This window comes from Streptomyces sp. S465, from assembly GCF_026898115.1.
Lineage (GTDB): Bacteria > Actinomycetota > Actinomycetes > Streptomycetales > Streptomycetaceae > Streptomyces > Streptomyces luomodiensis.
In genome coordinates, this window is record NZ_CP114036.1 from 8,973,591 (window position 1) to 9,000,460 (window position 26,870).

Annotated in this window: 23 protein-coding genes; 10 read left to right on the forward strand and 13 right to left on the reverse strand. The window is 70.1% G+C overall.

Annotated features, from left to right (window positions below):
• The first annotated feature begins 108 nt into the window (after positions 1–108).
• A complete protein-coding gene (locus tag N6H00_RS37835; protein WP_443073157.1) occupies positions 109–2,784 on the forward strand; it encodes an NACHT domain-containing protein in 2,676 nt (891 codons plus the stop codon).
• Between the two features lie 27 nt (positions 2,785–2,811).
• Here N6H00_RS37835 and N6H00_RS37840 read toward each other — a convergent pair whose 3' ends face one another.
• The 4 genes from N6H00_RS37840 to N6H00_RS37855 form a co-directional block, all read right to left on the reverse strand.
• Positions 2,812–3,276 carry a MaoC family dehydratase gene (locus N6H00_RS37840; RefSeq protein WP_268976416.1) on the reverse strand — a complete coding sequence of 155 codons (465 nt, stop codon included), beginning with the start codon at positions 3,274–3,276 and terminating at the stop codon, positions 2,812–2,814.
• A gap of 12 nt (positions 3,277–3,288) precedes the next feature.
• Positions 3,289–4,773: an acyl-CoA synthetase gene (locus N6H00_RS37845; RefSeq protein WP_268976417.1), complete on the reverse strand. Its 1,485-nt coding sequence runs from the start codon at positions 4,771–4,773 to the stop codon at positions 3,289–3,291.
• A 76-nt stretch (positions 4,774–4,849) separates the two neighbouring features.
• Positions 4,850–5,743, reverse strand: coding sequence for an amidohydrolase family protein (locus tag N6H00_RS37850; RefSeq protein WP_268976418.1), 894 nt, complete (start codon positions 5,741–5,743; stop codon positions 4,850–4,852).
• Between the two features lies 1 nt (position 5,744).
• On the reverse strand, positions 5,745–6,659 hold the full coding sequence (locus N6H00_RS37855; protein WP_268976419.1) for an SDR family oxidoreductase: 915 nt from the start codon (positions 6,657–6,659) through the stop codon (positions 5,745–5,747).
• Between the two features lie 167 nt (positions 6,660–6,826).
• Between N6H00_RS37855 and N6H00_RS37860 the strand changes: the two genes are divergently transcribed.
• Positions 6,827–7,267 carry a MarR family winged helix-turn-helix transcriptional regulator gene (locus N6H00_RS37860; RefSeq protein WP_268977266.1) on the forward strand — a complete coding sequence of 147 codons (441 nt, stop codon included), beginning with the start codon at positions 6,827–6,829 and terminating at the stop codon, positions 7,265–7,267.
• Positions 7,268–7,322: 55 nt separating this feature from the next.
• Here the strand turns inward: N6H00_RS37860 and N6H00_RS37865 are convergent, their stop codons facing one another.
• Positions 7,323–7,973 (reverse strand): HD domain-containing protein, encoded by a 651-nt coding sequence (locus N6H00_RS37865; protein ID WP_268976420.1) that lies wholly within the window; start codon positions 7,971–7,973, stop codon positions 7,323–7,325.
• A 142-nt stretch (positions 7,974–8,115) separates the two neighbouring features.
• On the opposite strand from N6H00_RS37865, the gene N6H00_RS37870 reads away from it, so the two are divergent.
• Positions 8,116–9,126: a GlxA family transcriptional regulator gene (locus N6H00_RS37870; protein WP_268976421.1), complete on the forward strand. Its 1,011-nt coding sequence runs from the start codon at positions 8,116–8,118 to the stop codon at positions 9,124–9,126.
• A gap of 345 nt (positions 9,127–9,471) precedes the next feature.
• On the opposite strand, the gene N6H00_RS37875 is transcribed toward N6H00_RS37870, so the two are convergent.
• Together N6H00_RS37875 and N6H00_RS37880 are read right to left on the reverse strand one after the other, a co-directional pair.
• Complete coding sequence (locus N6H00_RS37875; RefSeq protein ID WP_268976423.1) at positions 9,472–10,398, reverse strand: LysR family transcriptional regulator; 927 nt, start codon at positions 10,396–10,398, stop codon at positions 9,472–9,474.
• Between the two features lie 236 nt (positions 10,399–10,634).
• The gene (locus tag N6H00_RS37880; protein WP_268976425.1) at positions 10,635–11,486 is read right to left on the reverse strand and encodes an SDR family oxidoreductase; all 852 of its coding nucleotides are present in this window, start codon (positions 11,484–11,486) and stop codon (positions 10,635–10,637) included.
• A 122-nt stretch (positions 11,487–11,608) separates the two neighbouring features.
• On the opposite strand from N6H00_RS37880, the gene N6H00_RS37885 reads away from it, so the two are divergent.
• Together N6H00_RS37885 and N6H00_RS37890 are read left to right on the forward strand one after the other, a co-directional pair.
• Positions 11,609–11,995, forward strand: coding sequence for a winged helix-turn-helix transcriptional regulator (locus tag N6H00_RS37885; RefSeq protein ID WP_268976426.1), 387 nt, complete (start codon positions 11,609–11,611; stop codon positions 11,993–11,995).
• 345 nt (positions 11,996–12,340) lie between these two features.
• Positions 12,341–13,786, forward strand: coding sequence for an MFS transporter (locus N6H00_RS37890; RefSeq protein WP_268976427.1), 1,446 nt, complete (start codon positions 12,341–12,343; stop codon positions 13,784–13,786).
• 115 nt (positions 13,787–13,901) lie between these two features.
• On the opposite strand, the gene leuD is transcribed toward N6H00_RS37890, so the two are convergent.
• The gene (gene leuD / locus N6H00_RS37895) at positions 13,902–14,507 is read right to left on the reverse strand and encodes a 3-isopropylmalate dehydratase small subunit (RefSeq protein WP_268976428.1); all 606 of its coding nucleotides are present in this window, start codon (positions 14,505–14,507) and stop codon (positions 13,902–13,904) included.
• Positions 14,507–15,925: a 3-isopropylmalate dehydratase large subunit gene (gene leuC, locus N6H00_RS37900; protein WP_268976429.1), complete on the reverse strand. Its 1,419-nt coding sequence runs from the start codon at positions 15,923–15,925 to the stop codon at positions 14,507–14,509. Before leuC ends, leuD begins: the two co-directional genes overlap by 1 nt.
• Before the next feature lie 144 nt (positions 15,926–16,069).
• On the opposite strand from leuC, the gene N6H00_RS37905 reads away from it, so the two are divergent.
• Complete coding sequence (locus N6H00_RS37905; RefSeq protein WP_268976430.1) at positions 16,070–16,546, forward strand: Lrp/AsnC family transcriptional regulator; 477 nt, start codon at positions 16,070–16,072, stop codon at positions 16,544–16,546.
• Positions 16,547–16,607: 61 nt separating this feature from the next.
• Here the strand turns inward: N6H00_RS37905 and N6H00_RS37910 are convergent, their stop codons facing one another.
• Positions 16,608–17,054 (reverse strand): Lrp/AsnC family transcriptional regulator, encoded by a 447-nt coding sequence (locus N6H00_RS37910; RefSeq protein WP_268976431.1) that lies wholly within the window; start codon positions 17,052–17,054, stop codon positions 16,608–16,610.
• A 191-nt stretch (positions 17,055–17,245) separates the two neighbouring features.
• Here N6H00_RS37910 and N6H00_RS37915 point away from each other — a divergent pair, with 191 nt between their 5' ends.
• From N6H00_RS37915 to N6H00_RS37925, 3 genes are all read left to right on the forward strand, one after another.
• Positions 17,246–20,671 carry an indolepyruvate ferredoxin oxidoreductase family protein gene (locus N6H00_RS37915; protein WP_268976432.1) on the forward strand — a complete coding sequence of 1,142 codons (3,426 nt, stop codon included), beginning with the start codon at positions 17,246–17,248 and terminating at the stop codon, positions 20,669–20,671.
• 221 nt (positions 20,672–20,892) lie between these two features.
• Positions 20,893–21,684: a hypothetical protein gene (locus tag N6H00_RS37920; protein WP_268976433.1), complete on the forward strand. Its 792-nt coding sequence runs from the start codon at positions 20,893–20,895 to the stop codon at positions 21,682–21,684.
• 36 nt (positions 21,685–21,720) lie between these two features.
• Complete coding sequence (locus N6H00_RS37925; RefSeq protein ID WP_268976434.1) at positions 21,721–22,122, forward strand: hypothetical protein; 402 nt, start codon at positions 21,721–21,723, stop codon at positions 22,120–22,122.
• Positions 22,123–22,239: 117 nt separating this feature from the next.
• Here the strand turns inward: N6H00_RS37925 and N6H00_RS37930 are convergent, their stop codons facing one another.
• Positions 22,240–23,082, reverse strand: coding sequence for an HpcH/HpaI aldolase/citrate lyase family protein (locus N6H00_RS37930; protein ID WP_268976435.1), 843 nt, complete (start codon positions 23,080–23,082; stop codon positions 22,240–22,242).
• A 217-nt stretch (positions 23,083–23,299) separates the two neighbouring features.
• Positions 23,300–24,514: a CaiB/BaiF CoA transferase family protein gene (locus tag N6H00_RS37935; RefSeq protein ID WP_268976436.1), complete on the reverse strand. Its 1,215-nt coding sequence runs from the start codon at positions 24,512–24,514 to the stop codon at positions 23,300–23,302.
• Between the two features lie 157 nt (positions 24,515–24,671).
• Here N6H00_RS37935 and N6H00_RS37940 point away from each other — a divergent pair, with 157 nt between their 5' ends.
• The gene (locus tag N6H00_RS37940; RefSeq protein ID WP_268976437.1) at positions 24,672–25,361 is read left to right on the forward strand and encodes a GntR family transcriptional regulator; all 690 of its coding nucleotides are present in this window, start codon (positions 24,672–24,674) and stop codon (positions 25,359–25,361) included.
• Positions 25,362–25,546: 185 nt separating this feature from the next.
• Here N6H00_RS37940 and eno read toward each other — a convergent pair whose 3' ends face one another.
• Positions 25,547–26,830: a phosphopyruvate hydratase gene (gene eno / locus N6H00_RS37945; protein ID WP_268976438.1), complete on the reverse strand. Its 1,284-nt coding sequence runs from the start codon at positions 26,828–26,830 to the stop codon at positions 25,547–25,549.
• Positions 26,831–26,870: the final 40 nt, after the last annotated feature.

Below are 26,870 nucleotides of genomic sequence, written 5' to 3' on the forward strand. Positions count from 1 at the left end.
TGTCGGAATAGGCGCCGCGGTCCTTTTTTCGATGCTCTGGTCCGTCAACTGGAGCCGGAGGACCGCGCTGTGCCCTACGCTGGTCCTCTCTATACCTGGGGGGAATGGGTGGAACCTGGAGCAATTGGTGCTCGCTTGGCCTCGAGCGTCGTGTTCCCGCTGATCAGGAGATTGTTCGTATCGGAAAGCGCTGGGGCGGGACTGGTCGACAAACCCGTGCGTGTCTCAGGACTGGTGTCGTTCAAAGGCGAGAAGCGCACGCTGTCCGACCGCGAGTTACAGAAGATCGCTGATGAGTTGGTGCGACGCGCTGGGCAGTCGACCGGGGTCGAGGAGCGGATGCCGTCCTATGAACGACGCGCGGTGGCTCATGCGGTAGCCGACTCTTTACGCGCCATGGGCGATCTGGACATGGACGATGTGCAAGCGGTAAGCCTTGGCCATTTGGCGTTGTCTCAACGTCTTAGATCTCAGAGTCCGACGGCGACTCTTGGACTGTCGAGCGACGCGATCACGCTGCACGCAGCTGTCATGGACACCGCTTGCCTCCACGTATTGCACTTCTTCACCCAGCGGTCCGCGTTCGTGCCGAGAACGTTGGTCGAACAGAGCCGTCGGCTCGATGACCTGCGAGCGAAGGTCGATGCCTTGCTCTTCCGGACCCCATCGCCGGCGGACACCCCCTTCGAAGACCGCTATGCGGCGTACATCATGTCGAAGTACGGCAAGTTGACTATTTTCGGTCTCGATTTTCCTGGTGTGTCCGGTGTGTGGCCTCTGGACGCCGCCTACCTGAGCTTGGACGCGGCATCCAGGGCGGCAAGTGACGTGCCTTTGCTGCTTCCTGCCGATCATGTATTGGAGGGGCGCAACCGAGTGCTCCTCAGGGGTGTGGCAGGGTCCGGCAAAACAACTCTTGTGCAGTGGCTTGCGGTCACCGCGACCCAAGAGGAGCCCGACGAGCCCCTGCTCTATTTGTGGGGACTCGTTCCCTTCGTGCTTCCGCTGCGCGCCCTTACCCGAGACGGGGCATCATTCCCGACCCCGGACCAATTTCTCGCGGCAGTGGGCTGCCCCCTGGCGAACCTCCAGCCCACGGGGTGGTTTGATCGCGTTTTGACCTCGGGTCGCGGTTTGATCCTCATCGACGGTATGGATGAAGTTCCAGAAATTGAGCGGGAGAGCGCACGGCGATGGCTGCAAGATCTCCTCGCCGTCTATCCTGAAAACCGTTGGTTGATTACTTCGCGTCCGTCTGCGGTTCGGGACGAGTGGTTGGCCGACGAGGGGTTCATCGAACTGGACATGGCTCCGATGAGCCGGGACAGCGTGGCATCATTCATCAAGCGCTGGCACAAGGCAGCCGGTATTGGTGATCAGTACGCCCCGGAACTGATTCGAGAGGTACAAGCCAAGCAGGCCCTTGGGCGGCTCGCGGCCAACCCTCTGATGTGTGCACTCATCTGTGCCCTGCACCAGGATCGACGCGGCTATCTGCCTGACGGTCGAAAGGAACTCTATGATGCGGCGCTTTCCATGCTTCTCTCGCGTCGTGACCGTGAGCGCGGTATCTACAAACCCGGGATGATCCGAATCGGTGAGGCCCATCACATTCAGCTCATTCAGAAGCTTGCTTACTGGATGATCAGAAACGGCCGAGTGGAGATGGGCCGAGGTGATGCCGTGGATTTGCTGGCGCAGTCTCTTCCGGCCATCCCGCAGGTGGCCGAGCAGGGGACGCCGGAGGAAATCTATCGGCACTTGCTGGTGCGGAGCGGCCTGTTGCGTGAGCCGAGTGTCGGGTCGATGGATTTCATTCACCGCACCTTTCAGGACTACTTGGGGGCGAAGGCCGCTGTCGAGGGCCTTGATTTCGATTTCCTCATCTCCAACGCCCACCTCGATCAGTGGGAGGACGTGATCAGGATGGCCGTTGCCCATGCCCGGCCGGCCGAGCGTGTGCGCCTTCTCAATGGCCTGTTGGAGCGGGGCGATTCATCCGTGGACGGTCGCCATCGACTGCACCTGCTGGCGGCCGCCTGTCTGGAACATGCCACGGAACTGGACCCATCCGTCAGAGATGCGGTGCAAAAGCGTGCTGCGGCTTTGATTCCGCCCCGCTCGGCAGAGCAAGCGCGAGCATTGGCGGACGTGGGACCCGTTGCCCTGGAACTACTGCCTGGTCCGCAAAATCTGCACCATGAGAATAAAAACGAGAATGAAGACGCCGAAAACGACAAGGCGTCGAACGAAGACTACTTCACGGTTCTGGCGGCCGCGCGCATTGCGACCGATGCGGCGATTCCAGTTCTGGCCCGCTACAGAAGCCACAAGGATCTGCGGGTGCGGGCCGAACTGGTGCGGGTGTGGGGGAGATTCGACACCGTCCACTTCGGGGAAGAAGTGGTGGCATACCTCGATGATACGAATCTCTACTTTCCGGTTTCGAACAAGCGGGAATTGCGGGAACTACAGAGGTACGGGGGCAGGGCTCGGATCAAGATTGTCGGGAACATCTCTCAAGAGGACCTTGTAGATGCGGTTTCACGTCACCGGCTGACCCATTTATGGGTGGCTGTGGACGTCGGGTGGACATGGGAATGGCTTTCCGTGTTCACGAATTTCCAGGTACTCACCCTGGAAACCTCTCTGGTGAGTGTCGACGTGACATCGCTGGCAGATGTGCGGTTGCGTGAGGTCCGTGTGCCGGCCGGAGTCGCTGTCCTCGGCTCCGAGAACCTGTCTCCGGCCACGAAGATCGTTCAGGAGGACTCCCTCAGGTAGGAGTTGCTCGCCGGTTGGTGGCGGGTGTCAGGCGTAGTGGCGGTAGATGGCCTGCGCCACGCAGGCGGGCTTGTCGGAGCCCTCGATCTCCACGGTGAAGGCGAGCCGCATCTCCACGCCGTTGCCGCGGACCTCGTCGACGGACTCCACCACGCCGTGCAGGCGGATCGTGGCGCCGACCTTCACGGGGGACGGGAAACGGACCTTGTCCAAGCCGTAGTTGATGCTCATGGAGGTGCCCTCGATGGCCAGCAGCTGGTTGAAGAGGGGGATGATCAGCGACAGGGTCAGATAGCCGTGGGCGATCGTGCCGCCGAACGGGCCGGTGGCGGCGCGCTCGGGATCGGTGTGGATCCACTGGTGGTCGTCGGTGGCGTCGGCGAAGGTGTTCACCCGGTCCTGGGTGATCTGAAGCCAGTCGGTGCGGCCGAGGTCGGCTCCGGCCAGGGCCTTGATCTCATCGAGTCCGGTGGCGGTGCGGGCTGCGGTCATGGCGGGGCTCCTTCAGGAAGTGGTACCGAAGTGGTCGCGGATGCGGGGCTTGAGCAGCTTCCCGGCGCCGCTGCGGGGCAGCGCGTCGGTGAAGACGAGCGACTTGGGGATCTTGTAGCGGGCCAGCCGCCCTTCCAGGGAGGCGAGGATGTCCTCGGCGCTCGCCCGGACACCGGGTGCGAGGACCACGACGGCGCGCGGGACCTCGCCCCACGTGTCGTCCCGGACACCGATGACGGCGCAGTCGCCGACGGCCGGGTGTTCGTACAGGAGGTTCTCGATCTCGGCCGGGTAGATGTTCTCCCCACCGGAGATGATCATGTCTTTGGCGCGGTCGACGAGGGTGACGTACCCGTCCTCGTCGGTGCGGGCGATGTCCCCGGAGCGGAACCAGCCGTCCTGGAGGGCCGCGGCCGTCTCCTCGGGCAGGTTCCAGTAACCGCTCATCACGTTCGGTCCCTCCACCAGCAGTTCGCCGTGCGGGGCGTCGTCGCCGGCCGGGTCGACGAGGCGGATGTCGCTGAAGAAGTGGGGGAGGCCGGCGCTGCCGGGCTTGGCGAGGGCGTGCTCGGCGTCGAGCAGGCACACGCCGGGGGACGCCTCGGTCATGCCGTAGCCCTGGATGAAGCCGAGCCCGCGCTGTTGGTAGGTGCGGATCAGTGCTTCGGGTACCGGGGCGCCGCCGCACAGCAGCATCCGCAGTGACGACAGGTCGGCCTCGGCGAACCGGGGTTCGGCGGCGATCTGCTGGAACATGGCCGGCACACCGAACATCACCGTGACCCGGAGCTGCTCGACCAGGTCCAGGGTGCGGGCGGAGGAGAACGACTCCTCCAGGACGAGTGTGCCGCCCTTGAGCACAGTGGGCAGACAGGTCATGTTCAGCGCGGCCGTGTGGAACAGCGGCGCGGACAGCAGGGTCACGTCACCGGCCGCGAACTCCCCGTCGACCAGGGTGTTCAGGCTGTTCCAGATGAGGTTGCCGTGGGTGAGCACGGCCCCCTTGGCACGCCCCGTCGTCCCGGAGGTGTACATGATCACGGCGGTGTCGGCGTGTGTCACGGGCACGTCGAGGGGCGCCGGTGTGCCCGCGGCGAGGTCCTCGTCCAGCGTGTCGCCCACGGGGACCAGGCGCGGGGTGCCGCAGGAGAGGGCGAACGGCGCGAAGGCCGGGGTGTGCACCAGCACGCTCGCCCCGGAGTCCGTCAGGCAGTGCCGCAGTTCGGGCTCGGCGAGCCGGGTGTTGAGCGGCACGAAGATGGCTCCGAGCTGGCCGGCCGCGAAAAAAGTCTCCAGGAACGAGGGGTGGTTGGGGCCGAGGAAGGCGACGCGGTCGCCGGGACGCACGCCGAGGTGGCGCAGGTGGTGGGCCAGGCGCGTGCTGCGGTCGTGCAGTTGGGCGTAGGTGATCTGGACACCGCCGTGGACGACGGCGGCACGGTGCGGGGTTTTGCGGGCGCGTCGTGCGGTCCAGGATCCGACGCCGTGGTTGCGCATACGGATGCCCTGCCTTTCGGATGGGTGGGCCGAGTCCGCCGGCCGGGGCCGGCCGGGCTCACAGAGGGGAAGAGGGTCAGCTCTTCGTGAGGCCGAGCAGGCGCACCGCGTTGTCCTTGAGGATGCGGGGCCGTACCTCGGGCTTGATGTCGATCTTCTCGAAGTCGCTCAGCCAGCGGTCGGGGGTGATGACCGGGTAGTCCGAGCCGAAGAGCACCTTGTCCTTCAGCAGCGTGTTGGCGTAGCGGACGAGCTGCGGCGGGAAGTACTTCGGGGACCAGCCGGACAGGTCGATGTACACGTTCGGCTTGTGGGTCGCCACCGCCAGCGCCTCGTCCTGCCACGGGAACGACGGGTGGGCCAGGATGATCGGCAGGTCGGGGAAGTCGGCCGCCACGTCGTCGATCAGCAGCGGGTCGGAGTACTTCAGGCGGATGCCCCCGCCGCCCCGTACGCCCGCGCCGATACCGGTCTGCCCGGTGTGGAAGAGCGCCGGAACCTCCAGTTCCTGGATGGCCTCGTACAGCGGGTAGGCCATCGGGTCGTCGGGTGAGAACGCTTGGAGACTGGGGTGGAACTTGAAGCCCCGCACACCGTAGTCCGCCACGAGCCGGCGCGCCTGGCGCACCGCCGCGCGTCCGCGCCACGGGTCGAGCGAGGCGAACGGGATGAGGACGTCGGGGTGGGCGGCGCAGTCCTCGGCGACCTCCTCGTTCGGGATCGGCGGGTGGCCCAGGGCGTGTTCGGCGTCGACGGTGAAGACGACGGCCGCCATGCCGCGCTGCCGGTAGTAGTCGGCCGTCTCGGCGATCGTGGGCTGTCGGTGGCCGTGCGCGGCGAAGTACTTCTCCGAGGCGGCCATCAGTTCCGGGCTGAGGGAGGGGTGCCCCGTGCGGGACACCTCCGCGTGGGTGTGCACGTCGATCGCGGTCAGCCGGGACGGGTCCAGGGGAGCGGCGGGGGTGGCCATGTCAGCTGCCCGTCGGCGGCTGGGGCGCGGGGATGCCGAAGGTCTCGGGCCGCGCACCGACACCCTCGCTCCAGGCGGCGGCGATCTCGTCGGCGCTCCAGCCGCCGTCCCGGAAGTCGACCGCCTTCTCCTGCGGGTGCGACCACAGCGCCAGCCGGTCCCCGCCGAGGCCGATGGCCTGGCCGGTGACGGCGGCCGAGGCGTCGGAGGCGAGGAAGGTGACCAGGCCGGTGACGTCCTCGACGGTGCCCAGCCCCTCCTGCTTGCGTATCCAGTCCGGCAGGGACGCTCCGGTGCGTTCGGCCTCCTCGATGGCGGGGCCGAAGGCCGGAATGGTCTTGGTCATCTCGGTGGCCGCCACGGGGATGACGGCGTTCACCGTGATCTTCGCGCGGGCCAGTTCGAGGGCCCAGGTGCGGGCCATGGCCGCGATGCCGGCCTTGGCCGCCGCGTAGTTGGTCTGCCCGAAGTTGCCGCGCTGGCCGGCCGGCGATCCGATCAGGATGATGCGGCCGCCCTCGCCCTGCTCCCGCATCCGCACCGCGGCCGCCCGCGCGCAGCTGAAGGTGCCGCGCAGGTGGACGCGGATCACGTCGTCGAAGTCGTCGTCGGTCATCTTCCACAGGACCTTGTCCCGCAGGATGCCGGCGTTGGTCACCAGCACATCGAGCCGGCCGAAGTGCTCCACCGCGGCGGAGACCAGCTCATCGGCCGCCGCGGTGGTGCCCACCGCGGCGGTCACCCCGACCGCCTTGCCGCCGGCCGCCGCCACGCTTTCCACGGCGGCGTCGACGGCCTGCTGGTCCACATCGTTGACCACGACATGCGCCCCGGCCGCGGCCAGCGCGCGGGCGTAGGCGAGTCCGAGACCGCGGCCGCTGCCGGTGACGACGGCCACCTTTCCCGTGAGATCCATGGGAGTCCATCCTCCATTGACAGGATTCCTGGCTAAGCAGGACCAGTCTTATGACCAACAGGAATCCTGTCAATGGAGTAGGCTGGGCTCATCTTCCGCAGGGCGCCGCGGCCGTGGCACGCCCTTGGGGACGGCCACATGAGGAGGGCGCCGTGTCGGAAACCGCCATGCAGTCGGCCGGTCGAGGTGGGAAGGCTGCCCCTTCACTGCTGTACCTGGTCAAACGCACCGAGCTGGTCGTGCGGGCACGGCTGGAGGAGGTGCTCAAGCCCGCGGGTGTGACCGCCCTGCAATACACCGCGCTGACCGTGCTGGAGAGGCATGACGGCCTGACCGCCGCTCAGCTCGCCCGCGACTCCTTCGTCACCGCCCAGTCCATGGCCGACATGGTGCGCACCCTCGAGGCCCGCGGCTACGTCGTCCGGCGCCCCAACCCGGCCAACCGGCGCGAGCTCCTCATCGCGCTGACCGACCTCGGGCACCAGCTCCTCGCCGATTACGCAGAGCCCGTGCGCGACGTGGAGCGGCGCATGACCGACGGTCTCACCGCCGACCGGACCGCCCAGCTGCGCGCCGCGCTCGACCACGCCTGGCGACAGCTCTCCTGAGCGGAACGCGGCCTGCTCACCGGCCGCTACCGCAAGGATCGGCCGGCCGTCCTGCTCAGGACTCCCAGGGGCAGGCGGCCAGCAGCTGCGCGTACCCGGGGACCGCGGATTTTGGTGACCGCTCCTGGAGGACCCCGCCGGGGAAGGTGAAGGGCGGCGCCTTGTGTGGCTTGGCGGTGGCCTGCGCCACGATGATGTCGGCCATGTCGCGGCCCAGGTCCAGCCTGGGGTAGTCGGCGTGGACGCTGAGGCCGTGGCCCTCGGGGAGCAGGTCCGCATGGAGGCCGAAGATGTCCGCTCCGATCCCGGAATGGGTCAGGGCGATTTCGGGGCGCTTGCGGTTGGCGATCCCCTGGGAGGTGTGCAGAGCGATCGCGTCCCAGACGATCGCCGCCCGGTCCTCGTCCAGCCCGTTCCCGATCAGGAACCTGGTGGCGAGATCGGCGCCGTCGACCTCGAACCGCTGCTCGCCGTCGCCCTCGTCGGTGAGGCCGATGTCGTGGAGCGCGCAGCCGAGAAAGAGCAGCTCGTCGTCGTAGTCCGCATCCGCGTGCAGGCCCTGGTGGTCGCCGATGGCCCGGGCGAACAGGTAACTGCGGAGGCTGTGGTTGACCAGACTGGTGGGGGCGATGCCGGTCAGATAGGTGTGAGCCGTCCGGGCGAGTGCGGTGTCCGGAAAAGCGCTGGAGTAGTCATCGCCGCTCATGAGAGTGCTCCTTGCCAGAGGGCGGCCGCCGGGGCGGTGCCGGGCCCGGCGGCAGGCGTCGAAGGGTGTGGAATGTCAGTTTCCGGGCTCTGTTGTCGATCACTCAAGTGGCCAGATGGCCTGATGTTGCTAAGATCTGGCCATGACGGTTGTCGCGGTGCTCGGACTCGACGGAGCCCTCGGATTCGAGCTGATGACCCCGGGTCAGGTCTTCGGCACGGCCAATACCGTGGACGGCCCCGGCGCGGCGTCCCCTCCCCGCTACGACGTGCGCCTCTGCGCACCGGGCCGCTTCCTCAGCACCGCGGCCGGCTGGGGCGCGGTGGAGATGCGCACTCCGTACGATCTGGACGCGGTGGCCGATGCGGAGATCGTCATCGTCCCGGGCACTGAACGGTTTCTCGATCCTCCGGACCCGGAGGTGGTCCAGGTGTTGCGCGACGCGGCGGCGCGCGGAAGCCGCATCGCGTCGATATGCGTGGGGGCCTTCACCCTGGCCGCATCGGGCCTGCTCGACGGGGGGCGGGCGACGACCCACTGGCAGTGGGCCGATGAACTCGCGCGGCGACACCCCGCCGTGGAGGTCGATCCCGCCGTGCTGTTCGTGGACAACGGCCGGACGCTCACCTCCGCCGGTGTGGCGTCCGGGCTGGACGTTTGTCTGCACCTCATACGGACGGAAGCCGGGGCGGAACTGGCCGCGCAAACCGCCCGGCGCGTCATCATGCCGGCGTGGCGGGACGGCGGCCAGGCGCAGTTCATCGAGCACGTCAGTCCCGGCGACACGAGTGATTCGCTCCAGCCGACCATCGACTGGATGGAGAAGAACCTGACGGCGCCGCTGGATCTCACGGCGATCGCACGGCATGCGGCGATGAGTGTGCGCAGCCTGAACCGGAAGTTCAGACACCAGATCGGCACCACGCCACAGCAGTTGCTGTTGCAGATGCGCATCGACCGCGCCCGGCGACTGCTGGAGACCACGAATCTGCCGGCCGATCAGGTGGCGGAAGAATCCGGATTCGGCTCGCAGGCCTCACTCCGCTACCACTTCACACGACTCGTGGGGACATCTCCGAGCGCCTACCGGCTGGCGTTCAATGCACACCGTCGCACGCCATCGCGCACCGCTCTGGGCGCGGATGGTGGGTGAGGCGGCTGGTCGATACCGTGCGCTACACTTGATCTTGCTGCGGCGCCCGAACTCCCGGCCGCCGGACGCGCGTTGGTGGTCCAAGGAAAGACGCCCCGCTTCCTGCGGGGAGATGCGGGTGCAAGGCCTGCCCAGCGCTCGGGAGACGAGCCCACCCCGCATGCTGCGGGGTGGGCTCGTTGGGTTTCAGGGGCGTCGTGGTGGCCCGACCCGGCCCCGGACCCGCCGGCCGTCGAGCTGCCCCGGCTCCCGCTGCCCAGGGCCCTCGCCGGCCAGGTCCTCCGGGCTCATGGCCGCACGCCGCCGGCTCGCGCGGCCGCTCACCGACCCATGGGGGCGGGCCCGTCAGGCGTCCGGGACCAGGAGATTCTTCGCGGAGTCGCGGAAGTGGGCGATGAGCGGGTTGCGATCGTCGGCACGGGTGACGACGACCACCTGACAGGGTTCGACTCCCTCGATGGGGACGGTGGCGAGGTCGTCCCGGAGCGCGCAGCGCCGGTCATAGGCCGGCACGAGGGCGATGGCCTGGCCGTCGGCGACCAGTTCCAGCTTGTCCTCGAAGGTGTCGACGAGCACCGGACCGTGGGGAGCCGGGGCACCGTCCGGGCGGGGATCGAGCCGCCAGAACCCGTTCCACACCGCGGCCATGCCGGCAACGGCCACCAGGGGTTCGTCGGCGAAGTCGGCCGGGCTGACCGACTCCTTGCCCGCGAGGGGGTGGGAGGCGGGCACGAGCAGGACCCGGGGTTCGTCGTAGAGGACGGTCACGCGCAGGCCATCGGTCGGGATCGGCAGCGGCGTGCGGACGACAAGCGCGTCGACCCGGCGGTCGGGCAGGGCACGGACCTGGTCCCAGTCCAGGTGACGGGTGCGGACGTGGGCGTCGGGATGGCGGTCGCGCAGGTCCCGCACCACGCCGGTGATGACGAGGTCCTCGACGTATCCGATGGTGATCGTGCGCGCCGGCGCCGCGGCGCGCGCGGTGCGCACCGCCTGCTGGGCGGCGTGCAGGAGTGCCTGTGCCTGCGGGAGGAATGCCGCGCCGGCCGCGGTGAGGCCGCTGCCCTGCGTGGTGCGCTCCAGCAGGCGCACCCCGAGGACGTCCTCCAGCCGCTGGATCTGGCGGCTCAGGGACGGCTGGGCCAGATGCAGTGCCTCGGCTGCCCGGGTGACGTTCAGGTGCTCGGCGACGACCACGAAGTACCGCACCAGCCGCAGGTCGAGGTCCGAAACGGCGGTGGGCGGTGAGGCGGGGGAGGGCTCGTCGGGCATACCGCCGTTATACCGCTCCGGCATGACGGGTGCGAAGCAGAACCGTGGACGCCCGGCGCAGAGGGTTGTCGACGCGCCGGGGACCGCGGCGCCTCAACCGCTCACCGCACGCGCAGCGTGTGCGCGATGGCCACCGGGCGCGGCCGTGCCGAGGACGCCGACAACCGCCGGGGGCCGAACCGGGCGCCGAACCACGCCGGGTGAACACGCCGATCAGCCAGCGACGCGCCGAGCTTCTACCGGAAGGCGTCGACGTGGTCGGTGACAAAGGCGCGCAGGCCGCGGGGGCTGGTTCCGGTGAGAGAGGCGACATCGTCGGACAGCCACGCGGCGTCTCCCTCCGCGATCAGGCCGAAGACCTGGGCGTTGGAGGCGGCGACCGGCTCGGGCAGCCCTGCCTGGACCATTGCCTCCCGGTGCTGCTCGGGCGTGATCCGGCGGTACTCGATCTCCTGGCCCAAGGCGTGGGTCAGCTCGGCGGCCACGTCGGCGTAGGTGACGAGCTCCGGCCCGGTCAGCAAGTAGGTGCGCCCCACGTGACCGGCGGGAGCGGCTGCCACGGCCGCCGCGCATGCGGACACGTCACGGGCATCGACCATCCCGAACCGGCCCTCGCCGGCCGACATGACGAACCCGTGCGTCTGCTTGATCATCGGGGCCACGGCGAACAGGTTCTGCATGAGGAGATTCGGCCCGAGCAGCGTGTACCGGAGTCCACTCGCCCTCAGATGAGCCTCGATGCGCGCATGGTCGCGGCGGCGGTCGACGGGGGAGTCGGGTGTGGCCTTGTGATTCGTGATCTTGACGATGTGTTGTACGCCCTGGCGTGCAGCGCTGTCGATGACGGCGATCTCCTGGCCGGGAAGCGACGGGCTGATGAGCAGCAGGGTGCCGACACCGCGCATCGCCTCGTCCAGCGTATGCGGGCGGTCGAAGTCACCCACGGCAACCTCTGCGCCGCTCCAGGCCCCGTCCTTCGGTACGCGGGACGTGTCGCGCACCAACGCCCTGGTGGGGAGGTCGCGCCCGGCGAGCAGGCGCACCGCTTCGGAACCGATCCTGCCGGTCGCTCCGGTAACCAAGATCATGACGTCTCCTTCAACAGGCGCAAAGAAAGTGAGGCCGCTTCGTCACCGCGAGCGGCCTCACAAGCCTGCCGGTGGCTGGTGCCGATTGTGAAGTAGGAACCGTTTGGATATATAGGTACCTCATGGATACCAACTCGGGGATCACCTATGCGAAAGACTGTCCGTCGCGCACGGTGCTGAGCGTCCTGGCGAACAAGTGGTCGCTCTATGTACTCGGAGTGCTGAGCGGGAACGACCGGCCGCTCCGCTTCACCGAACTGCGCCGGAGTATCGAAGGCGTGACGCAGAAGTCCCTCACCCAGGCACTGCGCAACCTCGAACGCGACGGCCTGGTCAGCCGCACCATCCACCCGACCATCCCTCCGCGTGTCGAGTACCGCCTCACCGGCCTCGGCCGCGAAGCGGGAACGCTCACCACCGCGATCGCCGACTGGTCCAAGACCAACGCGGCCCGCGTGCACGCGGCCCGCGCCGCCTACGACGCTCGCCTGGCCGACGACCGGGCCTGACCCGGAAGCCACGGGTCAGGCGACGAGCCGCCGCGGATCGCTCAGCACTCGGTGAGTTCGGCTGGGCGGGCGGCGGGTCACAGTTGCCGGAGCGCGACGCCTGGCCCCGCGCGGCGGCTCGGGATGACCCTGCGCCCGTGGACCACGTGCCGACCGCTGGCCGTCGGATCGCCCATGCGATCTGACCAGTTGCTCATTATTCCCCCGCGTTATTGACCCAGGTGACGCGTGCCGCATACCTTGCCCGGCATCGTGGCCTGGCGTGCAGTGACCGCCGCGGGTCCCTGGGACGGGGCCCCGTCGTACGCGCTGGGGCACCGCTGTCGCCTCAAGGAGGAGAATGCCGTGGCAGTGAACGACGTGGGTGCCGCCGCTCGTTCCGCATCAGCGCTCATCGCCGCTCGGCTCGACCGGCTCCCGGTCGCCCGGTGGCATTGGAGACGGACGCTCCTGGTGGGGCTGGCCGCGTTCTTCGACCTCTACGAGGTCTTCATGAGCGGCGTCCTGGGAGGCGTCCTGGGCGAGGAATGGCATCTGGGGAAGTACGTCAAGGCCACGCTGATCGCTGCCCCGTTCCTCGGGATGATCTTCGGCGCCATCTTCCTGGGCATCGCCTCGGACCGGTACGGCCGCCGGCGCATGTTCATGATCAACCTGGGCACCTACTCGGTGCTCTCGGTGCTCGCCGCCTTCTCGCCGAACATCGGCGTGCTCATCGCGATCCGGCTGCTGTGCGGCGTCTTCATGGGGGCCGAGCTGATCCTGATCGACACCTACCTGAGTGAGTACATGCCGAAGCTCAGGCGCGGCCGGATGATCGCGGTCGCCTACACCATCGGGTTCTTCGGCACCCCGGTCGTCGCACTTCTCGGCGGTGTGCTGGTCGCCCGCTCGCACTTCCTGTGGGAGGGCTGGCGCTGGCTGCTGCTGTGCGGCGGTCTGGGTGCGATGGCCGTGTTCATCGTGCGCCGCGGGTTGCCGGAGTCCGCGCGGTGGCTCGCCGAGCGGGGCCGGGTCGAGGAGGCGGACCGGATCGTCACCGACATCGAGCGCGTCGTGGAGGCCGAGCGGGGGCCGCTGCCCGCCCCGGAGCCGCCGGCGCCGGTCACGGTGTGGCGGGTCTCGCTGGCCGACATGTTCCGGCCGCCGTACCGGCGCCGGACGGTGATGCTCTGGGTCTTCCAACTGCTCCAGACCGTGGGCCAGTACGGCTTCTCGTCGCTGGTGCCGATCGTGCTGCTGGACAAGGGCTACGACATCGTCGACTCACTCGGCTACACGGCCATGACCTTCATCGGCGCACCCGTCGGTGCGGCGATCGCCATTCCGCTGGTCGAGCGGTACGAGCGCAAGCACCTGATCATCGCGTCCGGGCTGATCACGGCCGGCGCCGGGCTGCTGTTCGGGACCGCGACCTCACCGGTGCTCATCGTCGCGACGGGCCTGGTCATCACGATGTCGAACAACGTGTTGAGCGGGGCCTACCACATCTACCACACCGAACTGTTCCCGACTCAGGTCCGCAGCTCCGCGATCGGCATGGCCTACGCGCTGTCCCGTCTGTCGGCGGCCGCGTTGCCGTTCGCGGGCGTGGCGCTGCTGGACGCCTTCGGCTCGATCGGTGTCTTCATCGGCTCGGCCACCCTGCTGGTGCTGATGTGCGTGAACGTCGGTGTCCTGGGGCCGCGGAGCAACGGCCGCAGCCTCGAAGCGATCACCGGTGAGACGGCGGAGGCCGGCACCGGGGAGCCGGCGTCCTCGGCGGTCCGCGCCGACGCGACCAACGCCTGAGCCGGCCTGACGGGCCTGACGGAGCGGGGCGGCGGCCGGTCACCGGCAGCCGCCCCGCTCCGTCCGTGCCCCTTTGTCCGCCCCGCTCCGTCCGTGCCGCTCCGTCCGTCCCGCGCTACGACAGCCGGTCGGTCCGCCCGGTCGTCGGCAGGGCGGCGCGCCGTCCGGCCTCGTACGCCTCGATGGCGTCCAGGTGGTCCAGCGTGTTGCCGATCTCGTCGAGCCCCGCCAGCAGACGCCTGCGCGTCTCGGCGGGAACGCTGAACCGCTGCCGGATGTCACCGGCCCGGACCTCACCGGCCTCCAGATCGACGGTGACGGGCGTGGTGGGCTCCCGGTCCAGGAGGTCCCACAGCCGGACGACGACGTCTTCGGGGACCACGACGGGCAGCAGCCCGTTCTGGTAGGCGTTACCGGTGAAGATGTCGCCGAACCGCGGCGCGATGATCGCGCGGAACCCCCAGTCGGTCAGCGCGTAGACGGCGCCCTCACGCGAGGAGCCGGTGCCGAAGTCCCGGCCCGCGACGAGGACCGTCGCCGAGTCGAACGGCTCGCGGTTGAGGACGAATTCCGGGTCGTCCCGCCAGTCGGCGAACAGGTCCTGGCCGTAACCGGCCTTCGTCAGCCGGGTGAGGAAGCGGACCGGGATGATCTGGTCCGTGTCGACGTTGTCGATCCGCAGGGGCGCGGCCTGTCCGGTGTGGACGGTGAACGTGCGCATCAGCCGATGTCCTTCCGGGGCGCCAGGTCAGCGGGGGCGGCGAGGCGGCCGGCGACCGCGCTGGCGGCCGCCACCGCCGGTGCGACGATATGCGTCCGGGCGCCCTTGCCCTGCCGTCCCTCGAAGTTGCGGTTGCTGGTGGACGCGGCCCGCTGCCCGGGGCGCAGCCGGTCCTCGTTGACCGCGGCGCACAGCGAGCATCCCGCGGTGCGCAAGCGGACCCCGGCGGCGGTGAAGACCTCGTCGAGACCCTCCTCGACGGCCTGGGCGCGGACCGTGTCCGAGCCGGGCACGAGCACCACCTCGACCCCCTCGGCGACCTTGCGGCCGCGCAGGACGTCGGCGGCCGCGCGGAGGTCCTCGATCCGGCCGTTGGTACAGGACCCGATGAACACCGTGTCGATCTCGACGTCCCGCAGGGAGGTACCGGGCTCCAGGGCCATGTAGCCGAGCGCGCGCTCGGCCGCCGCCCGCTCCTGCGGATCGGCGAAGGACGACGGATGCGGCACGACGCCGTCGAGCGGTGCGGCCTGTCCGGGGTTGGTGCCCCAGGTGACGTACGGGGCGATCGTGGAGCCGTCGAGCACGACCTCCTTGTCGAACACCGCGTCGTCGTCGGACCGCAGGGTGCGCCAGTACGCGAGCTCGGCCCCCCAGGCGTCTCCCGCCGGGGCGTGCGGGCGGCCCTCGAGGTAGGCGAAGGTCTTCTCGTCCGGGGCCACCATGCCGGCGCGGGAGCCGGCTTCGACGGTCATGTTGCACACCGTCATCCGGCCCTCCATCGACAGGGCGTCGATGGCGGAGCCCTGGTACTCGACGATGTGCCCCTGCGCCCCCGCCGTCCCGATCCGGGCGATCAGCGCCAGGATCAGGTCCTTGGCGTACACGCCGTCGGCGAGGGTGCCGGTCACGGTCACCCGCATCGTCCTCGGCCGGGTCATGGGCAGCGTCTGGGTGGCGAGCACGTGCTCGACCTGGGAGGTGCCGATGCCGAAGGCGAGGGCCCCGAACGCCCCGAGCGTGGTGGTGTGCGAGTCGCAGCACACGACCGTCATCCCGGGGTGCACGAGCCCGAGCTCCGGCGCGATCACGTGCACGATGCCGCGTTGCCGGTCCCCGGCCCGGTAGACCTCGATGCCGAACTCGGCGCAGTTCTCGGCCAGCAGCGCGGCCTGCCTGCGCATCGCCGGGTCCTCGATCCGCTGGAACAGGTCCACCGTGGGCACCAGGTGGTCCTCGGTGCCCAGGGTGAGGTCCGGGCGGCGCACGGTACGGCCGGCGGCGCGCAGACCGTCGAACGCGATCGGCGTGTTGACCTCGTGCAGCAGGTGCAGATCGACGTAGAGCAGGTCGGGCTCCCCGGGGGCGGAGCGAACGAGGTGCGATCGCCACACCTTCTCGGCCAGCGTCTGTCCCATGCGTCTCTCCCTTTGACTGGTCAGGTCCGGCCAGACTGACGTCCATCTGTCCAGGAGTTCAAGTGACCGCGAAAGTCCCTTACCATTGGCGCAGAATTCACCGTCACACCATTGCCAGGTGTTCATACGGAAGGTCGAGATGAGATGTCGGCGTTTCTGGAACCGTTAGACCTCGACGTCCTGCGCCTTATCGCGGAGGAGCCCCGCGCCGGAGTCCGTGAGTACGCGCGCAGGCTCGGCGTCGCCCGCGCGACCGTGCAGGCGCGGGTGGACAAGCTCCAGCGCCTCGGCATCCTCATCAGCTGGCGCCCGCAGTTCGATCCGGCGGCGATGGGCTACTCCGGACTGGCCTACGTCCGGCTGCACATCGCCCAGGGCATGATCGAGCAGACGCTCAGCGGGCTGGCCGACATTCCGGAGGTCATCGAGGCGAACGCGGTCGCGGGCAACGCCGACCTGCTCTGCCGTGTGGTGGCGAAGGACAACGCCGGTCTGGAGGAGGTGCTCCAGCAGATCATCGCGATCGACGGGGTCCAGCGCACCTCGACCGAGGTGGTGCTCAGCCGCCGCCTCATGCCGCGGATCGTGCCCCTGATCGCCAAGCTGCACGGGGAACTCTGAGCGGGAAGCCGCACGCGGAACTCTGAGCGTGAAGCGGGGGATTCAAGGGCTGACCGCCGTCTCAGTCCTCCCTCGACCACGACCCGAGCACCATCAGGGTCCTGGTGCCGATGACCTTGCCCGTGCCGCGCAGCCGGTCGATGACCTCCTGGAGGTGGTTGATGTCGCGCACCCGCATGTGCACCAGGGCGTCGAGGTCTCCCGCGATGGTGAACACCGCCTGCACCTCGGGCGTACGGGTCGTGCTGCTGAGGATGTCCCTGACGCTGGTGGTACCGGCGTAGCGGAGCTCGGTGAAGGCCTCGATGCCCCAGCCGAGCTTGGCATGGTCGATCTTGACGGTGAAGCCGGTGATGACCCCCGCCTGGCGCATGCGGTCGATCCGGCGTTTGACCGCGGCGACGGAGAGCCCGACCTCGGGGGCCATCTCGGAGAACGTACGGCGGCCGTCCGCCTGGAGCAGGCGGAGCAACTGGTGATCGATCTCGTCCAACTCGTACGGCGTCATCGCAAGTCCTCCGCCTCGGCACAATGACGCAATCAAATCGAGCTCATCGCGCTGTGTCCATAGGTTCTTTGCGTCTTCGCGGTGATCTCTCGCGCGGTCCTTGCGTCGGTCGAGGTGTGGTTGCTGTGCTGTGGACCACTTCCCACTCCCTGCTTCCCACTCCCCGCTCCCCGGCTCTGTGGAGGATTTCCGTGAGTGCCCTGCCCATCTCCCCGTCGCGCGACGACACGTACACGGCCTCGGAGGGACGCGCTCCGATGTCGGGAGTGCAGGCGCTGGTGCGCCTCACCCTGGAGCAGCGGCGGCTGGACCGGGCGCGCGGTCTGGACACCCGGGTCTTCGTCTCCGGTTACCAGGGCTCCCCGCTGGGCGGCGTCGATCTGGAGATGGGCCGCGCGGCCCGGTTCCTGGAGGAGGCCGGGGTGGTGTTCCAGGCCGGGCTGAACGAGGAACTGGCCGCCACCGCGGTCGGCGGCACTCAGCTGCTCGACCAGCTCCCGGGCCGTCGTCACGAGGGCGTCACCGGTTTCTGGTACGGCAAGAACCCGGGCCTGGACCGGGCCGCCGACGCGATCCGGCACGCGACGCTGGCCGGTACGGCGCCGCTCGGCGGGGCGGTCGCCTGGATCGGGGACGACCCGGACTGCAAGTCCTCCACGGTGCCCAGCTCCTGCGAGCCGATGTGCCAGAGCCTGTGCATGCCCCTGTTCGCGCCCGGTTCGGTGCGCGAACTCATCGACTACGGGCTGCACGCGGTCGCCCTCTCCCGGGCCGCCGGGCTCTGGACGGGACTGAAGATCGTCGCCGATGTCGCGGACTCGTCGGCGACCGTCGACCTCACCGGTCTCGGCCACGGCATCCCCGAACCCGTACGGCGCGCGGCCGGCTCCCCGCCCGTGCTGGTGGGCCCCGCCGCGCTGGACGCCGAACAGGACCTGCTGGTCCGCAGGCTGGACATCGCCCGTGGCTACGCGCGCGAGCACCGTCTGAACCGGATCGTCTCCTCCGCCCGGCAGGCGACGCTGGGCGTCATCGCGTCGGGGACGTCCTTCGCGGTGGTCCGCCGGGCGCTGAACGATCTCGGCATCGACGAGGCGGAGACAGAGCGGCTCGGCATCCGGCTCATCGCGCTGGGCATGCCCTTCCCCCTCGACGGTGACCACCTGGCGGAGCTGACGCGGGGCCTGGACCGGCTGCTGGTGGTGGAGGACAAGACCGCGTTCCTGGAGGGCCACCTGAAGAAGGCCCTCTACCGGCGGCCCGACGCCCCGGCCGTCGTCGGCCGCCTCGACGAGACAGGCCGCCCGCTGCTGCCGGTCCGTGGCACCCTGAAGGCCGACGACGTGTCCCGGGCGCTGGCCGGCCTGATCGGCGCGGAGCGACTCCCGCGGCAGGCGGCGGTCATCGTGCGGCGGCCACGACCGTCGGGACTGCGGATGCTGCCGCTCGTCGCCGCCCGCACACCGTTCTTCTGCTCCGGCTGCCCGCACAACATCTCCACCCGCACGACGCAGGACACCCTGGTCGGCGTGGGAATCGGCTGCCACGCCATGGTCGCGCTGGACGGCGGCGGGAACCGCGGCCACCAGATCGGCGTGACGCAGATGGGCGGCGAGGGCGCGCAGTGGTTCGGCCTCGCGCCGTTCACCGACGACGGACACTTCGTGCAGAACCTCGGCGACGGGACGTTCCACCACTCCGGCTCGCTCGCCGTCCGCGCCGCCGTCGCCGCCGGGGTGACCATGACGTACAAGCTCCTCTACAACGAGGCCGTCGCCATGACCGGAGGGCAGAGCGTCGAGGGCCGCCTCGACGTCGCCGCGCTCACCCGGCTGCTGGCGCTGGAGGGCGTGCGGCGCATCGTGGTGACCACGCCCGAGCCACGGTCCTACCGCCGGGTCCGCCTCGACCCGCGTGCCTCGGTGCGCCACCGGGACGACCTCGCGGACGTCGAGCGCGAACTGGCGGCGATCGAGGGCGTCACCGTGCTGATCCACGACGACCGGTGCGCGGCCGAGGAACGCCGGCTGCGCAAGCGCGGTGTGCTGCCGACACCCACCGGGAAAGTGGTCGTCAACGAGCGCGTCTGCGAGGGCTGCGGGGACTGCGCCGAGCAGTCCACCTGTCTGTCGGTGCAGCCCGTCGAAACCGAATTCGGCCGCAAGACACGCATCCACCAGCCCTCCTGCAACTCCGACTTCAGCTGCCTCAAGGGCGACTGCCCCTCCTTCCTCCTGGTCGAACCGGGCCCCTCGGCCGGACGTACCCCACGACGCATCCCCGAGCCGCCGGTGGAACTGCCCGACCCCGAGCGCCGCTTCACCGGCCGGGAAATCGTGCTGCGCATGCCCGGGATCGGCGGCACCGGTGTGGTCACCGCCGCGCAGATCCTCCAGATGGCCGCGCACCTCGACGGGATGTACGCCGCGGGCCTGGACCAGACCGGGCTCGCCCAGAAGGGCGGCCCCGTGGTCAGCGATGTGCGGATCGGCAAGGACCCGGTGACCGGCGCGGTGCGCGCCTCGGACGCCACCGTCGATGTGCTCCTCGGCTTCGACCTGCTCGGCGCGGCGGCCGACGGCAACCTCACCACCTGCGCGCCCGAGCGAACGGTGGCCGTCGTCAACACGGCCGTCGTGCCCACCGCCGCCATGATCACCAAGGGAGCCCCCGTGCCCGGCGGCCCCGAGGACGCACTCGCCAGGATCGCCGCCGCGACCCGCTCCGACGCCCTGCTCCCGCTCGACGCCCAAGGCCTGGCGGAGCGGCTTTTCGGCGACCACATGCCGGCCAACCTGCTGCTGCTCGGCGCGGCCTACCAGCACGGCTGCCTGCCCGTCAGCGCCGAGGCGGTGGAGCGCGCGGTGGAACTCGGCGGGGCCTCGGTGGCGAAGAACCTGGCCGCGTTCCGCTGGGGCCGCGCCGCCGTGGCCGACCCGGAGGCGGCGCGGCGCGTCACCGCCCCGCAGGAGGCGGCCCGGCCGAGCACCACCCTGGAGGAGGCGATCGACCTTCGCGTGGCCGACCTGACGGCCTATCAGGACAGCGCGTACGCCGAGCGCTACCACCGGGCGGTGCGGACCGTCACCCGCCTCGCCACCGAGCGTGCGGGGGAGGAGCACGGCCGCCGCGTCGCGTTCGCCTTCGCCAAGGCGCTGCACCAGCTGATGGCGTACAAGGACGAGTACGAGGTGGCCCGCCTGCATCTGGACCCCGCCGAACAGGCCCGTATCCGCGAGGAGTTCGGCCCGGACGCCACCGTCTCCGTCCTGCTGCACCCGCCGGTACTGCGCGCCCTGGGCATGAACCGCAAACTGCGCCTGCGCCGCACCAGCGGTCCCGCCTTCCGCGCCCTGCGGGCCACCCGACGGCTGCGCGGCACCCCACTGGACCCCTTCGGCCACACGGCCGTGCGCCGCATGGAGCGCGCCCTGATCACGGAGTACGAGGAGCTGATGCGGCAGGCCCTCGACCGGCTCACCCCGGACAGCGCGGACGCGGTCGTCCGGATCGCCGAACTGCCGGAGACCATCCGCGGCTACGAGCACATCAAGGTGGCACGGGTTAGGGAATACCGCGAGCGGGCCCGCTCGGCGCTGGCCGCACTGCCGGACTGAGCCCGGCGGCGCAGCGCGGCCTGGCAGCTCACCTCCGTCTCACGCGATCCCCTGTCGGCGGGTGCGGCCCGCCGTGGTCAGCACGGCAGTGAGATCGGCTCGGAGGCCGCCGGGCCGCACCGCGACAGTCCGGGCAGCGCGTTCTACGGTGGAAGAGGGGACATCAACGGTGGAACCTCCGCCATGGCAATTCCGGACCCCAGGGGCAGCGAGGCCGTGTGATGAGCGAAGCGGAGCACGACGGCCACGGGTTCGTCGACGAGGAAGAGCAGGACGACCAGGAGATCGCCCATGGCCGGGCACACCGCCGGGGCGAGTGGCATCGGGACGAGCGGGGCGAGGAAGCACAGGAAGGTGAGCTCCTCCCCGCGGGTGAGGAGACCGATCGGAGCCCCGATGTCCTCCTCGACGTCCCCCGCCTGGAGGTCGATGAGATCGGCCTCGAGGTGGAGGATCTGCGTGCTCGTGTCTCCTTGCAGGCGGAAGTCCTGGACCTGCTCAAGCTGAACGTCGGCGCCGATGTCCACCTGGGACGCGTCAAGCTGGAGATCAAGGGCGTGGAGGCGCAGGCGCTGCTGAAGGTGCGGCTGGACAACGTCGCGCGGGTCGTCGGCCGGGTACTGCGCACGATCGACAACAACCCGCAGATCCTGGAGCAGATCACCCAAGGGGCCGGAGCCGCGGTACGGGACGTCGGCGGCGGAGCCGGCAGCGCGGTCGACGAGCTGGGACGCGGCACAGCCGAAGCGGCCGAGGACGTCGGCAGGAGCGCGGGCGGCGCCGTCCGGGAGGCGGGCAGGACCGCGGGCGAGTCCGCGCGGGCCCTGGGCAAGGGGGCGGGAAAAGCAGCCGGTAAGGCGGTGCGCGGCGCGGAGAAGAGCGCGCGGAGACCGAGCGGGTCCGCGGAATCGGCTGCCGAGGACACGGCCGACGCCGCCGAGCCGACCGCGCGGCGGCCGAAACACGGGGCGGAGCGCGGACAGACCCGGAAGCGCACGTCTGAGCCGCCCTGAAACGATGCGCCCGACGGACGCGGACCGGGGCGCGCCGTGGGCCAGGAGGAGGCAGCGGGACAGGACGCGGGCGACGCCGCGGAGGCGGCGGGGCGCGGTCAGGACGAGCGGACGGCGGACATCTCCTTCGCCTCCTCCCTGCGGGCATCCGATCTTCGTTTTCTGCACGAGCCACAGGCACGGGTGACCTTCCACGGCACCCCCGGCCGCCGGTCGACATCACGCAGCGTGCGAAGAAACCTGCCCGAGCGTGTGCGGGCGCGGGTCGCCTACCAGGACGTCGACATCGCCTACACGCTCGCCACGACATGCACCGGCGGCTCCCACGACTCGACCGAACGCCGCACGCTCGGCGATCCCGCCCCGGACAGCGATGACGCGGCCCGCGACGCGGACGGGCCGGCGGACGCCGAACGCACCGACAGCGCCTGGCCATGATGTGTGCCACGTGAGCCGCGTGGCCGTCTTCGGCAGGGCAGATCGCGCCCCAGCGGGCTGGGCGTGGCGACGACCTACGCCCAGGTCCTCATCGCCACCGACGAGCCACCCCGCGGCTCACTCATCGGTGGCCTCCCCTCGTGTGTCGCGGACCGCGTGCAGAATTGCCTGGGCGCGTTCGTAGACGGGCCGGTCGAGCATCTCGCCGTTGAGCGCGGTCGCGCCGCCGTCGTGTGCGGCCGCCGCCAGGACCTGGCGGGCCCAGGCCACTTCCCGCTCGTCGGGTGTGAACGCGCGGAGAATGGGTGGGATCTGGCGGGGGTGGATGCACAGTTTCGCGGTGTAGCCGAGGCTTTTGGCGTGCACCGCGTCCGCGTGGACCTGGTCCGGATCGTCGAATTGCGGGGTGACGCCGTCGATCGGGCCGGCGGTCCTGGCCGCCGCGGCGGCCAGGACCAGGTGCTGGCGGGCGTGGCTGAGGGCGGCGGGGTCGGTGGGGGAGACGCCGAGGTCGTTGGCGAGGTCGATGTTGCCGAGCGCGGGCCGGGCCACGTTCGCCGCGGCGCAGATCCGGTCGGCGGCCAGAACGCCCGCCGCCGTTTCGATGAGTGGCACCACGGCGCGGTCCGGGGCCAGACGGGAGGCGGCCGCGGCGATGTCCTCGGGTGTCTCGGACTTCGGCAGCATCACATGGCAGTGGGCTTCGGCGACCAGACGCAGGTCGCCGGCGAACCAGGGGGTGCCGACGGCGTTGACCCTGACCACGACCGAATCGAGGACGGCCTGTGTACGCAGCCATGCGGCGACCTCGTCGCGGGCCGTGTCCTTGTCCGAGGCGGGCACCGCGTCCTCGAGGTCGATGATGGTGGCGTCGGCTCCGGAGGACAGGGCCCTGGCGAAGCGGTCGGGCCGGTTGCCGGGGACGAACAGGAAGCTGCGGGCGTGTCGGAGGGTGTTCATGCGAGCGATACCACCGTGGTCTTGGTCTCGGTGAAGAAGTCCAGGGCCTCGTAGCCTTTTCGCGGCCGTAGCCGAAGGCGCCGAAGCCGCCGAAGGGCGGTTCGACACCGCCGCCGGCGTCGTACGTTGCGGTGGCCGCGTCCGATGCCGCGGGTCCATACCGCTCCGAGCAGGGCGTAGTCGGTGCCGTTGGCGAGGGCGACGGCCTCGGTGGTGTTCAGGCCGTGGCCTGCGTGTGGCCGGCGTCCAGGCCGAGCCATTCCAGGACGGAGTCGGTGTGCTCGCCGACCGCGGGGACGGCGCCCATCGCCGTCTCGCGGGTCTCGTTGAGCATCGGTGGGCGCAGCGCACGCACCGGGCCGGCCGGGGTGGCGACGGTGCGCACGCGGTCGCGTGCGAGGAGCTGGGGATGCTGGGCGGCGTCGGCGACATCGCGCAGCCGGGCGTTGGCGATGCGGGCCTTCTCCAGCAGGGCCTCGACGTCCTCGATGCTCCGTCCGGCGAGCCGGGCCTCGATCAGGGCCGCCACCTCGTCGCGGTGCTCGACCCGGTCGGAGTTGGTCGCGAACCGCGGATCCCGCGCCAGCCCCGGATCCTCCAGAATGTCCGAGCACAGCACGGCCCACTCCCGGTCGTTCTGCACCGCGAGGAAGATCTGCCGGCCGTCCCCGGTGGTGAAGGGGCCGTAGGGGGCGATCGCCGCGTGGTGGGCGCCGCTGCGCTGCGGGGGCGTGCCGCCGTAGGTGGCGTAGTACATCGGGTAGCCCATCCACTCGGTGAGCGCGTCCAGCATCGAGATCTCCAGATGCTGGCCCGTTCCGGTGCGCTCGCGCTCGTACAGGGCCGTCAGTACGGCCGAGAAGGTGTACATGCCTGCCGCGATGTCCGCGACGGGGATGCCGGCCTTGGCCGGGGTCTCGGGTGTTCCGGTGACCGAGACGACGCCGGCCTCGCACTGGACGAGCAGGTCGTAGGCCTTCTTCGCGCGGTACGGGCCGGAGGGGCCGTAGCCGCTGATGCCGGCCACGATCAGCCGGGGGTGGTCGCGCAGCAGCTGCTCGGCGCCCAGCCCCAGCCGTTCGGCCGCGCCCGGACCGAGGTTCTGTACGAAGACATCCGCCCTGGCCAGCAGCCGGCGCATCACCTCGCCGCCGTGTGCGCTCTTCACATCGAGCGTGATGCTCTCCTTACCGCGGTTGAGCCAGACGAAGTGGCTGGACTGGCCGAGCACGGTGGTGTCGTAGGCGCGTGCGAAGTCGCCGCCGCCCGCACGCTCCACCTTGATCACCCGGGCGCCGAGGTCCGCGAGATGCCGGGTCGCCATGGGAGCGGCGACGGCCTGCTCGATCGCGACGACCGTGATCCCGCTCAACGGCAGCGCGGGACCTTCCGCCCCCGCGTGCGGTCCGTGCCTGCGCTGGTCCTCACCCATGTGTGTTCCTCCGGTGTCGGTGTGCGGGGCGGCGGGCGCCACGTTACGCACCAGAAATGCATGAGACAAGCGATAATGCATTATCTGCTGAGAGTATGCTTCCAGGGCTCTGTCCAGGCATGGTGACGACGACGGGACGACGACGGGAGAGGACACGATGACGACGCGGGCCGGGACCGGCGGCGCGACGAAGAAGGACAAGATCGCCGCTGAACTGCGCCGCCGCATCCTCACCGGTCAACTGCCCCGCGGTGAACGGCTGCGCCAGGACCAGCTGGCCCGGGAACTGTCCACGAGCATCACCCCCGTCCGGGAGGCCATGCGGGTCCTGGAGGCGGAGGGGCTGCTGGTCTCCGAGTCGCACAAGGGGGTCCGGGTCGCCGGTCTCGACCTCGAGCGCACCAAGGGCACCTACATCGTGCGCAGGCTGGTGGAGAGCTACGCGATGCGCCGCGCCACCCTGCGGTTCAGCCGCCTGGACCTCGCCCAGGCCAGGGGGCTGATCGAACAGATGCAGCAGGCACTCGACGCGGCCGACCCGGCCCGCTACCAGGAACTCAACGAACGCTTCCACTTCCACTTCTACGAGCGGTGTGGCGTGCCCTCGCTGTGCGACGAGATCAGAGCGACATGGCAGAGCTTCCCGTGGGACCTGTCGCTGGAATCACTGGAGCGCAGCGCCGCGTCCCAGGCCGAGCACACGGCGATCGTCGACGCCATGGCGGTCGGCGACCCGGACCTCGTCGCCCAGGCCACCGAACAGCACATCGCCCATGGCTTCGCCTCGCTGATCGAGCGTGCCACGGGAACCCGGCGCCCCGATCCGTTCCCCCTGGAAGCCGACTGACATCCGGTGATCGGACGTCAAGCCGGCCCGCACGCGCCTCGTTGGAACCGGGGGGGGCGAAGGGCGGCCGCTTCGGGCGGCGGGCACGGGAGCGGCGTTGGACTCCGCCCCGGGCGCGGAGCCTGCCCACCGGCGGCCGGGCCGCACCACGTCCGGCACGGCGGCCGATGAGTGTCGGCCCGGTGTCAGCGGCGCAGCCCCAGGACTTCCGCGCCCGCGTAGCGGGCCTGGGGACCCAGCTCTTCCTCGATGCGCACGAGCTGGTTGTACTTGGCGGTGCGGTCCGCGCGGGAGAGCGAGCCCGTCTTGATCTGGCCGCAGCCGGTGGCGACGGCGAGGTCGGCGATCGTGGTGTCCTCGGTCTCGCCGGAGCGGTGGGACAGGACGACGGTGTAGCCGGCGCCGCGGGCGGTGGCCACGGTGGCCAGGGTCTCGGTGAGGGTGCCGATCTGGTTGACCTTGACCAGGATCGAGTTGGCGATGCCGTCCCGGATGCCGGCGCGCAGCAGCGTCTCGTTGGTGCAGAAGACGTCGTCGCCGGTGAGCTGGCAGCGGTCGCCCAGCCGGGCGGTCAGGGCCCGCCAGCCGTCGTGGTCGTCCTCGGCCATCGGGTCCTCGATCGAGGCGACGGGGTAGCGGTCGACGAGGGCGGCGAGGTAGTCGGCGTGTTCGGCGGGGGTGCGGCGGACGCCCTCGCCGGTGTAGTCGTAGTCGCCGTCGCGGAAGAACTCCGAGGTGGCCGGGTCCATGACGAGGGTGATGTCGGTGCCGGGCCGGTAGCCGGTCTGTTCGATGGCGCGTACGACGCAGTCGAGGGCTTCCTCGGCGCTGCGCAGTTGGGGTGCGAAGCCCCCTTCGTCGCCGACGTTCACGCTGTGGCCGGCGGCGAGCAGGTGGGTGCGCAGGGTGTGGAAGACTTCCGAGCCCATGCGGACGGCCTCGGCGAAGGTGTCCGCGCCGATGGGGGCGATCATGAATTCCTGGAAGTCGAGCGGATTGTGGGCGTGGGCGCCGCCGTTGATGATGTTCATCATCGGCACCGGCAGCAGCCGGGCGTCGACTCCGCCGACGTAGCGGTACAGCGGTAGCCGGTGGGCCGCGGCCGCGGCCTTGGCGGTGGCCAGGGAGACACCGAGCAGGGCGTTGGCGCCCAACCGTGACTTGGTGGCTGTCCCGTCCAGTTCGATCATGGTGCGGTCGACCGTCGCCTGGTCCTCGGCGTGGAGTCCGGTGACGGCGTCCGCGATGCTCTCGTTCACGGCGTCCACGGCCCGCCGTACGCCCTTGCCGTGGAAACGGGCGGGGTCGCCGTCGCGCAGCTCCACCGCCTCCCGGGCGCCGGTGGAGGCGCCCGACGGGACGGCGGCGCGGCCGAGCGAGCCGTCCTTGAGTTCGACGTCCACCTCGACGGTCGGATTGCCCCGGCTGTCGATGATCTCCCGTGCGACGACCCGGCTGATAGCGGTCACGGTGCAGCTCCTCAGGCTGAGCCCGCACGGCGGCGGGCAG

Excerpts from the sequence above, each read along its gene's own strand:
- leuD (WP_268976428.1), bottom strand. The coding sequence starts at position 14,507 with ATGCGCACGTTCACCGTCCACACCGGACAGGCCGCGCCCCTGCGGATC.
- N6H00_RS37870 (WP_268976421.1), top strand. The coding sequence starts at position 8,116 with ATGACGGTTGTCGCGGTGCTCGGACTCGACGGAGCCCTCGGATTCGAG.
- N6H00_RS37850 (WP_268976418.1), bottom strand. The coding sequence starts at position 5,743 with ATGGCCACCCCCGCCGCTCCCCTGGACCCGTCCCGGCTGACCGCGATC.
- N6H00_RS37885 (WP_268976426.1), top strand. The coding sequence starts at position 11,609 with ATGGATACCAACTCGGGGATCACCTATGCGAAAGACTGTCCGTCGCGC.
- N6H00_RS37855 (WP_268976419.1), bottom strand. The coding sequence starts at position 6,659 with ATGGATCTCACGGGAAAGGTGGCCGTCGTCACCGGCAGCGGCCGCGGT.
- leuC (WP_268976429.1), bottom strand. The coding sequence starts at position 15,925 with ATGGGACAGACGCTGGCCGAGAAGGTGTGGCGATCGCACCTCGTTCGC.
- N6H00_RS37860 (WP_268977266.1), top strand. The coding sequence starts at position 6,827 with ATGCAGTCGGCCGGTCGAGGTGGGAAGGCTGCCCCTTCACTGCTGTAC.
- N6H00_RS37880 (WP_268976425.1), bottom strand. The coding sequence starts at position 11,486 with ATGATCTTGGTTACCGGAGCGACCGGCAGGATCGGTTCCGAAGCGGTG.
- N6H00_RS37865 (WP_268976420.1), bottom strand. The coding sequence starts at position 7,973 with ATGAGCGGCGATGACTACTCCAGCGCTTTTCCGGACACCGCACTCGCC.
- N6H00_RS37875 (WP_268976423.1), bottom strand. The coding sequence starts at position 10,398 with ATGCCCGACGAGCCCTCCCCCGCCTCACCGCCCACCGCCGTTTCGGAC.
- N6H00_RS37920 (WP_268976433.1), top strand. The coding sequence starts at position 20,893 with ATGAGCGAAGCGGAGCACGACGGCCACGGGTTCGTCGACGAGGAAGAG.
- N6H00_RS37845 (WP_268976417.1), bottom strand. The coding sequence starts at position 4,773 with ATGCGCAACCACGGCGTCGGATCCTGGACCGCACGACGCGCCCGCAAA.
- N6H00_RS37840 (WP_268976416.1), bottom strand. The coding sequence starts at position 3,276 with ATGACCGCAGCCCGCACCGCCACCGGACTCGATGAGATCAAGGCCCTG.
- N6H00_RS37935 (WP_268976436.1), bottom strand. The coding sequence starts at position 24,514 with ATGGGTGAGGACCAGCGCAGGCACGGACCGCACGCGGGGGCGGAAGGT.
- N6H00_RS37930 (WP_268976435.1), bottom strand. The coding sequence starts at position 23,082 with ATGAACACCCTCCGACACGCCCGCAGCTTCCTGTTCGTCCCCGGCAAC.
- N6H00_RS37905 (WP_268976430.1), top strand. The coding sequence starts at position 16,070 with ATGTCGGCGTTTCTGGAACCGTTAGACCTCGACGTCCTGCGCCTTATC.
- N6H00_RS37940 (WP_268976437.1), top strand. The coding sequence starts at position 24,672 with ATGACGACGCGGGCCGGGACCGGCGGCGCGACGAAGAAGGACAAGATC.
- N6H00_RS37910 (WP_268976431.1), bottom strand. The coding sequence starts at position 17,054 with ATGACGCCGTACGAGTTGGACGAGATCGATCACCAGTTGCTCCGCCTG.